8 protein-coding genes are annotated in these 8625 nt (G+C 60.4%); 5 read left to right on the top strand and 3 right to left on the bottom strand.

What is annotated here, in order from left to right:
• Positions 1-288 precede the first annotated feature (288 nt).
• From guaA to ACYQ1A_RS10760, 3 genes are all read right to left on the bottom strand, one after another.
• Positions 289-1845, bottom strand: a complete 1557-nt coding sequence (gene guaA / locus ACYQ1A_RS10770; RefSeq protein WP_499362027.1) for a glutamine-hydrolyzing GMP synthase — start codon at positions 1843-1845, stop codon at positions 289-291.
• A gap of 111 nt (positions 1846-1956) precedes the next feature.
• Positions 1957-3339 (bottom strand): D-alanyl-D-alanine carboxypeptidase/D-alanyl-D-alanine endopeptidase, encoded by a 1383-nt coding sequence (dacB, locus tag ACYQ1A_RS10765; protein WP_499362026.1) that lies wholly within the window; start codon positions 3337-3339, stop codon positions 1957-1959.
• Between the two features lie 147 nt (positions 3340-3486).
• Positions 3487-3672, bottom strand: coding sequence for an oxidoreductase-like domain-containing protein (locus ACYQ1A_RS10760; protein WP_499362025.1), 186 nt, complete (start codon positions 3670-3672; stop codon positions 3487-3489).
• A gap of 256 nt (positions 3673-3928) precedes the next feature.
• On the opposite strand from ACYQ1A_RS10760, the gene ACYQ1A_RS10755 reads away from it, so the two are divergent.
• The 5 genes from ACYQ1A_RS10755 to recR all read left to right on the top strand — a co-directional run bounded on the left by ACYQ1A_RS10755 (position 3929) and on the right by recR (position 8402).
• Positions 3929-4384, top strand: coding sequence for a PTS sugar transporter subunit IIA (locus ACYQ1A_RS10755; RefSeq protein WP_499362024.1), 456 nt, complete (start codon positions 3929-3931; stop codon positions 4382-4384).
• A gap of 12 nt (positions 4385-4396) precedes the next feature.
• Positions 4397-5329: an acetylglutamate kinase gene (gene argB, locus ACYQ1A_RS10750; protein WP_499362023.1), complete on the top strand. Its 933-nt coding sequence runs from the start codon at positions 4397-4399 to the stop codon at positions 5327-5329.
• A gap of 135 nt (positions 5330-5464) precedes the next feature.
• Entirely contained in the window at positions 5465-7357 is a 1893-nt protein-coding gene (gene dnaX, locus ACYQ1A_RS10745; protein WP_499362022.1) for a DNA polymerase III subunit gamma/tau, read from the top strand.
• Positions 7358-7391: 34 nt separating this feature from the next.
• On the top strand, positions 7392-7721 hold the full coding sequence (locus tag ACYQ1A_RS10740) for a YbaB/EbfC family nucleoid-associated protein (RefSeq protein WP_053937390.1): 330 nt from the start codon (positions 7392-7394) through the stop codon (positions 7719-7721).
• Positions 7722-7805: 84 nt separating this feature from the next.
• Entirely contained in the window at positions 7806-8402 is a 597-nt protein-coding gene (recR, locus tag ACYQ1A_RS10735) for a recombination mediator RecR (RefSeq protein WP_499362021.1), read from the top strand.
• The last annotated feature ends 223 nt before the right edge of the window (positions 8403-8625 follow it).

The following is an 8625-nucleotide window of genomic DNA, read 5'->3' as shown; positions in this document are numbered from 1 at the left end:
CTGGGAAGCTGCTAAACTCTTCGTTTTCGCTGTTTCGCTGTGTGTCTGCAGCGGAGAAACCGAACTATACCCACCGCCTCGCAGACCGTCAACACCTGCTCTGCAAAAAACAATCTCCCCGATCGTTAAACCCCTGATCTGTCAGGAAATGTTTATTCGACATTGTTCGACAGCCTGCAGAATCCATTTTTCTTACATCTCAAAAACCGACGCCGGGCAATAAAAAACCCCGCACTTGCGTACGGGGCTTCGGCCTTACTCGCTTGGATATCTATATATAGCGAGCAATCATTCCCACTCAATGGTGGCAGGCGGTTTGCCCGACACATCATAAACAACGCGATTGATACCGCGGACTTCGTTAATGATGCGGTTGGATACCTTGCCCAGCAGTTCATACGGCAGTTCGGCCCACTTGGCGGTCATGAAGTCGCTGGTCTGCACCGCACGCAGCGCCACCACATATTCATAAGTGCGGCCATCGCCCATCACGCCCACCGACTTCACCGGCAGGAATACAGCAAACGCTTGCGAAGTTTTGTCGTACCAATCGGCAGCGCGCAGCTCATCAATAAAGATGGCGTCAGCGCGACGCAGCAGATCGCAGAACTCTTGTTTGACTTCGCCCAGTACGCGCACGCCCAGACCCGGCCCCGGGAACGGATGGCGATACACCATCTCATGTGGCAGGCCCAGCGCCACACCCAGCTCGCGGACTTCGTCCTTGAACAGTTCGCGCAACGGTTCCAGCAGCTTGAGGTTCAGCGTCTCTGGCAGGCCGCCCACATTGTGGTGGCTCTTGATGGTGTGGGCCTTCTTGGTTTTGGCACCGGCGGATTCGATCACGTCCGGGTAGATGGTGCCTTGGGCCAGCCAACGCGCGTTGGGCAGCTTGCCGGCTTCGGCCTGGAATACTTCAACAAATTCGCGGCCGATAATCTTGCGCTTGGCTTCCGGATCATTCACGCCTGCCAAGTGGCCCATGAACTGTTCAGTGGCATTGACGTGGATGACCTTCACGCCCAGATGCTTGTTGAAGATGTTCATGACTTGCTCGCCTTCGTTCAGACGCAGCAAGCCGTTATCTACAAATACGCAGGTAAGTTTGTCGCCGATAGCGCGATGGATCAGCGCAGCTGCGACCGAAGAATCGACACCGCCGGACAAGCCGAGGATGACTTCTTCGTCACCCACTTGTTCGCGGATCTTCTGCACCGCCTGGTCCACATAATTAGGCATGGTCCAGGACGGCTGCGCTTTGGCGATTTCGAGCACAAAGCGGTTGATCAGATCGCGGCCCTTGATGGTGTGCGTTACTTCCGGGTGGAACTGCACACCGTAGAATTGCCTGTCTTCGTCCGCCATGGCGGCGATCGGGCAGGAGGCGGTTTCAGCGATCAGCTTGAAGGTCGGCGGCAGCTCGGTCACCTTGTCACCGTGGCTCATCCACACTTCAAGCAGGCCGTGGCCTTGTTCGTTGGTGCGATCCTGGATATCGCGGAACAAAGCGCTATGGCCGCGGGCACGGATTTCGGCAAAGCCAAACTCGCGCACATGGCCGCCTTCGACCTTGCCGCCCAGTACTTGCGCCATCCACTGCATGCCATAACAGATACCCAGCACCGGCACGCCCAGCTCAAACAAGGCCGGATCCGCCTGATAATCGCTTTCGTAGACCGAGTTAGGTCCGCCCGAAAGAATGATGGCCTTGGGGTTGAACTCGCGAATGAAGTCGACCGTGACATCAAACGAGTGCAGCTCGCAATAAACGTGTGCTTCGCGCACGCGTCGGGCGATCAGTTGGGCAACTTGAGAGCCGAAATCAAGGATCAGGATCTTGTCCATGGCGCGCCTTTGGTTAACCTGCGGGTAGCAGGATGGAAAAAAGCTCGCTATTTTAGCGTGTTACGCCGTCGACGGCGAGCGCCACACAGCAAGGCCGCCACGCAGGCTGGACTACTGCCCTGCTCCCGTCGCTTGCGCCCAGGCCAGGGCGGTATCGATCACCGTCATGGCCCGTTCTGCCTGCGGATGATTGAGGATCACCACCACTGCCAGCATGTGGCCATCGGCCCCGCGCATATAGCCTGCGGCGGCGCGCACATTCTTGAGCGTGCCGGTTTTGATATGCGCTCCGGCGCCATCGGTATTGCGCAGGCGTTTTTTCATGGTTCCGTCGACCGCCGCGATGGGCAGCGACGAGATATATTCCGGCGCATACGGGCTTAGCCACCCCCATTGCAGCAACTGCGCCATATGACGCACCGACACTTGCTCCTCACGCGACAGCCCGGAGCCGTTCTCCAGCACCAGTTCTGGCCAGTCACCGCCATGTTGGCGGATGACCTCATGCACGCTGCGGATTGCCGCACCGATGTCATCGGGATCAGCGGGCTGCCGCGTTTGTGCGCCCATCGTGAGGAACAACTGCCGCGCCATCAGATTGTTGCTGTATTTATTAATATCGCGGATTGCGCTGACCAGATCAGGCGATACGCTTTGGGCCAGCTTGATAGCACCAGGCGGTACGTTGCCCAAGCGCCAGTTGCCCGCGATGTCGCCGCCGGTTTCCTTCCATAGATAGCGCAGCAAGCTGGCGGTGTAGACCGGGCTATCCAGATACGACTGATATTTGTCCACCACACAATCGGGCGGCAAGGCGCCGCTCACTTTGACGCGCACGGCACCACGCGCGCCTGGTGTGGCGGTAAAAGCCAGGGCATTCCCACTACAAGCCGCATTGCTGGACACCCGCACACCATTATCGACATCCAGCAAAGCCACCGGCGGGTCGACCACCACGCGCGTGCTGCGCGTGTCGCTCAGCACATGAAACCGGAAAGCATGGAAGTTGGTCAGCAACGCATCCGGCCCCACCAGGTAAGCGCGCGCCGGGTCGTTGCCGTCATCGGCAAAGCTGCTGCGCTCCGGGATTTGCAAGGCGCTGCGATCGAGCACGATGTCGCCGGTAATGCGGTTGACGCCAGCGGCGCGCACATCGCGCAGCAACAGCCACAAGCGTTCCAGCGTTAACTTGGGATCACCGCTGCCCTTTATATATAAGTTGCCGGCGAGCACGCCTTTGTCAGGCGCGGTTTCGGACCAGGCGTCGGTGGTCCAGCTGAAGGCTGGGCCGAGCAGATCAAGCGCGCTGAAGGTGGTCAGCAATTTCATGGTCGAGGCCGGATTGACCGGGCCGTCCGCATTCCAGTATTGCGCCTGCTCCGGCTTATCCAGTGGCAGCAACGCCAGTGACAGCGCGCTGGCCGGAATATGTACCGCGTCCAGCGCCTGTTGCACCGGGGCGGGCAAGGGCGTTGCGGCCATTGCGCCTGCCATGACCATATTGCTGCAAACCAGCATCCACCCTGCGACTGCACTTACCCATCTACTCATACGTCATCCCGGCCTGGCGCCGGTGATTCCGGCAGGCGCTATTGTGCCTGCGTTGCGCGGCTTGCGTGCGGCGCCGCGCCGGGTTGGTGCTTATACGCCGTGGCGCTGTTGCCATGCCTTGAGTTCGGCGCGATAACGGCGCAACTCCTCGCCATAGGTATCGAAAATACAGGGATCGCAGCCGTTGCCGCAGCAGGCCTCAAGCGGCGGCTCGTACGGCGGTTCGGGGCGTGGATCGGCCGGCTCGGCGCTGGCGGGAACAACGGGTGTATTCATGATCTGACCGGCTGGATTGAATCGGGCCATTATCGCCCAACATAGGCGTTACGGCAGCCCGGGCCGTCTGCTCGTCAACGAGACCGCCCGCCCCGCGTTGGGACTGCAGCGTGGGCCGGTTCGACGGGTATAAAAATATCGCAAAAATGCGTGCTGCGATGTGACAGCCCGACCGGCTTCTTTCTTATAATGCGACCAACCCGTCCCACAAGGACTGGCCCCCTCTTTTTAACTGCTGCCGATGGTGACCCACCCCATGAATATTGCTGAGCTCGTCAAGCCAGAAACAATCCTGCTCGACCTCAACGTTTCTACCCGAAACCGATTGTTTGAAGAAATTGCCCGTAAGCTTGAGCAGCAATATGGTTTGAATAAAGATCAGATCGTTAAAAGTCTGATCGCCCGTGAAGAACTCGGCTCGACCGCACTGGGCCTGGGCATGGCGCTGCCGCACGCGCGGCTTAAAGGGCTGACCGAAGCCAAGGCCGTGTATGTGCGGACTGCCCTGGCACTGCCGTTTGATGCCCCCGATGGCAAACCGGTGTCACACATTCTGGCCCTGCTGGTGCCAGAGCGTGCCACCGAAGCGCATCTACAATTGCTGGCCAGCGTGGCGCAATTGTTCAGCGATCAGGATTTCCGCCAGCATCTGCGCAACTGCGCGACGCCGGATGCGGTGTACCAGTTGTTCCAGTCCAGCGCACAGGCTTAAGGAGTAGCAATCGTGGCATCCGATACGCTGAGCGCGGGCAACAAGGCCAATATCCTGGCCGAGGCACTGCCTTATATCCAGAGCTTTCATTCGCGCACCTTCGTGATCAAGTATGGCGGCAACGCCATGACAGACGAGTCGCTCAAAGCCGGCTTTGCCCGCGATATTGCGCTATTGCAATTGGTGGGGATGCGCCCGGTGATCGTGCATGGCGGCGGCCCGCAAATTACCGGCTTGCTGGAACGCATGGGCGTCAAGAGCGAGTTCCGCCGTGGCATGCGGGTGACGGACGCGCAAACGCTCGAAGCGGTTGAGATGGCCACCGCCAAGATCAACCAGGAAATCGTGGGCTTGATCAATCGCAGCGGTGGCAAGGCTGTGGGCTTGAGCGGGCAGGACGGCCGGTTTATTCAGGCGCGCAAACTGCTGCTGCCGCCTGAAGCAGGCGAAACCGAGCCCGTCGATATCGGCGCAGTTGGCGAAATCGAACGGATAGATCCCGAAGTCATCAACTTGCTGCAGTCCCGCAGCTTTGTGCCGGTGATCATGCCCATCGGTGTGGGCACTGATGGCGAGGTGTACAACATCAATGCCGATCTGGTGGCGGGTACGCTGGCGCGTTCGCTCGATGCCGAAAAGCTGATCCTGATGACCAATACGCCGGGCGTGCTCAATAAAGCGGGCAAGCTGATCCCGAGCCTGACCTTGTCTGAAGTCGATGGCCTGGTGGCCGACGGCACCTTGTCGGGCGGCATGCTGCCCAAGATCAGTTCCGCACTGGATGCGGTAAGGGCCGGCGTTAAATCAGCCCACGTTATTGATGGCCGCGTCCCCAATGCCTTGCTGCTGGAATTGCTGACCAGTGAAGGCATCGGCACGCTGATCCGCCCCAATGGCGGCCCGCACTTTTTGACCGACAGCCAACGTTATTTCGGCGACCTGTAATCACGCGCCGCCAGCCGTCCAGCCGCCCGCTTCCAGTCCGGATCGCGGGCGTTTGCTTCTGGGCGGGCGCCGCCTGTTTTTGATCGCGCGGGCGGACGCGCTGTGCCTAATCGCTCTCTGGTAGAATCGCCCGCTATGGCTTATCAAGTACTCGCCCGCAAGTGGCGCCCCCGCACTTTTGCCCAGCTCGTGGGCCAGGAACATGTCATCAAGGCACTCGCCAACGCGTTTGCCAATGGCCGGTTGCATCACGCATGGCTACTGACCGGCACGCGGGGCGTGGGCAAGACCACCATCGCCCGCATCATGGCCAAATCGCTCAATTGCGAAACCGGCGTCACTGCGGAGCCGTGTGGTGTGTGCGCGGCCTGTACCCAGATCGATGCGGGGCGTTTTGTGGACTTGCTGGAGATCGATGCGGCGTCGAATACCGGCATCGACAATATCCGCGAAGTGCTCGACAACGCCCAGTACGCGCCTACCGCTGGCCGCTTCAAGGTTTACATCATCGATGAAGTGCACATGCTGTCCAAAAGTGCCTTCAATGCAATGCTGAAGACGCTGGAAGAACCGCCAGGCCACGTTAAATTCATCCTCGCGACCACTGATCCGCAGAAGGTGCCGATTACGGTGCTGTCGCGTTGTCTGCAGTTTTCTTTGCGGCAAATGACGCCGCAACAGGTTTCCGGCCATTTGCATCACGTGCTGCAAGCCGAACAGATTTCGTTTGAGCCGACCGCACTGGCGCTGCTGGGTCATGCCGCCAATGGTTCGATGCGCGACGCGCTCAGCTTGCTGGATCAGGCCATTGCGTATGGTGGCGGCGATGTGCGCGAAGAAGGCGTGCGCGCGATGTTGGGCGCAGTCGATCAGAGCTATCTGTTTGAGGTGCTGCGCGCCTTGGTGGCGCATGACGGCGTCGCCATGATGGCCGCCGCCGACAGTATCGCGGCTCGCGGTTTGTCGTATGAATCGGCTCTGCATGAGCTCGCGCATTTGCTGCATCAGATTTCGGTGGCGCAAGTGGTGCCGGCGGCGCTGGCGGATGATCTGCCGCAGCGTGGCGACATCCTGGCGATTGCCGATGCGATCAGCGCCGAGGACACCCAGCTTTATTATCAGATTGCAATTCACGGCCGCCGCGACCTTGCCCTGGCCCCGGATGAATACGCCGGTTTTTCAATGACGCTGATGCGCATGCTGGCCTTTGCGCCGGTTGGTGGCGCTCAGTTGGCGGCACTCCCCAGCCGTGGTGGCGCGACCCTCGCTGCGCCGGGTTCGGCTGCAGCACCTGCCGCTGCACCGGCACAAGCCGCCGTGGTTGCACCGGCCGTGGCGACCGCGCCGGTTGTCGCAGCGCCTGCCGTTGCGCCGGTAACTGCCGTTGCGGCGCCCGCGGCGATACCGGCTGCGGCTGCGGCGCCAGTGGCGGCAGCGCGGCCCGCGCCAGCACCAGCGCCCGTCGTCGAACCGGAAGACCCGAACGACATGCCGCCGTGGGAATCGCTTTCCACCGAGCCCCCCGCTCGCGCCGCGCTAAACCCGGCCGAGGCGGACCATCATGTTGAAGTAACCGTCAACGTCAGCGGCCCCGAACTCGCAGCCGTCACCGTCCACGTTGAGCCCGCCGCGGCACCGCGCCTGAGCGACTTTGATGGCGATTGGCGCGCGCTGTTGCATAGCATGAAGATCGGCGCGGCGTTGATGTTGGCGCACCAGGCCGAGTTGAGCAGTTGGGATAACGGCGTGTTTGTCTTACGCGTCAACAACGCCAACAAAAGCATCGCCACGCGCGATTTCCAGGACAGGCTGCGCGAGGCCTTGAGCCGCCATTTTGGCCAGGACATTGAAGTCAGCGCCACGCTGATCGAAGAAGAAATACACCACACGCCCGCGGCGATCATGCAACGCGAGCGTGCCGTACGCCAGGCACAGGCGGAAGACGCCATCCAGAACGATCCGTTCGTGCAATCACTGGTGCAGGATTTTGGCGCAACCGTGGTGCCCGGCACGATACAACCGGTGTAACCCGCGCTTTTACCGTTCAACAAGGAGCAAGCACATGTTCAATAAAGGCGGTCTGGGCAACCTGATGAAACAGGCCCAACAGATGCAGGAAAACATGGCCAAGGCGCAAGAAGCGCTGGCCACGGTGGAAGTGGAAGGCCAGGCCGGTGCCGGCATGGTCAAAGTGACCATGACGTGTAACCACGCGGTCAAGCGCATCCATATCGACGATAGCCTGCTGCAAGACGACAAAGACATGCTGGAAGACCTGATCGTGGCCGCGCTGAACGACGCCACGCGCAAGGTGGAGACCACCACGTCCGAAAAAATGGCGGGCTTTACCGCCGGCATGAGCCTGCCGCCTGGCTTCAAGATGCCGTTCTAAGCGCGCATCGCCCCGGGGGCAGAAGACCAGTGCTTCTGCCCTTGTTGTTTATACCCTCCTCCATCCACCCCGAGTCGCCTGTCGATGAGTACGCCGTCTTCTTTGCAGAACCTGATCGACGCATTGCGCGTGTTGCCCGGCGTTGGCCCCAAGTCGGCCAGCCGCATGGCGTATCACCTGTTGCAGCGCGATCAGCCTGGCGCCAATGATCTGGCGCATGCACTGATGCATGCGTTGGGCACGCTGCGCCATTGCCGCGACTGCAATACCTTTACCGAAGCCGAAGTCTGCGAGATTTGCGCGGATGAGCGCCGCACGCGTGAGCAATTGTGCGTGGTGGAAATGCCCACCGATTTGCTGATGGTGGAGCAAACGCTGGCCTATCACGGCTTGTACTTTGTGCTGATGGGGCGCTTGAGCCCACTCGATGGCATCGGCACGCAAGACATCGCCTTTGCCCGACTGCTGGAACGCGCCAGCGACGGCATCGTGCAAGAAGTCATCCTCAGTACCAACTTCACCGTTGAAGGCGAAGCCACCGCGCATTATCTGGCCGAGATGCTGCGCGCGCGCGGGCTGCAAGTCAGCCGCATTGCACGCGGTCTGCCGGTGGGCGGCGAGCTGGAACATGTCGACCCGGGCACGCTGGCGCAAGCGTTGGTGGAACGCCGCAAGCTGTAACCGCACCTCAGGCCGATCAGCTGCGGCGGCCAACACGCATAGGGTGGGTCATGACCCACCCATCAAAGGCAGCGAAAAAAACGCAAAGATCGCGGGTCTTATCAGTGGCTTTGAATGGTGGGTCATGACCCACCCTATTTGAAGCGCTGCCCGCGCAAAAAAAAGCCCCACCGGGTAACGGTGGGGCAGCTCTACTCCAGGAAGACCTCTTCAGGCACATTCC

Source organism: Silvimonas sp. JCM 19000, from assembly GCF_054652575.1.
This window is presented reverse-complemented; position numbering and strand designations above follow the sequence as displayed.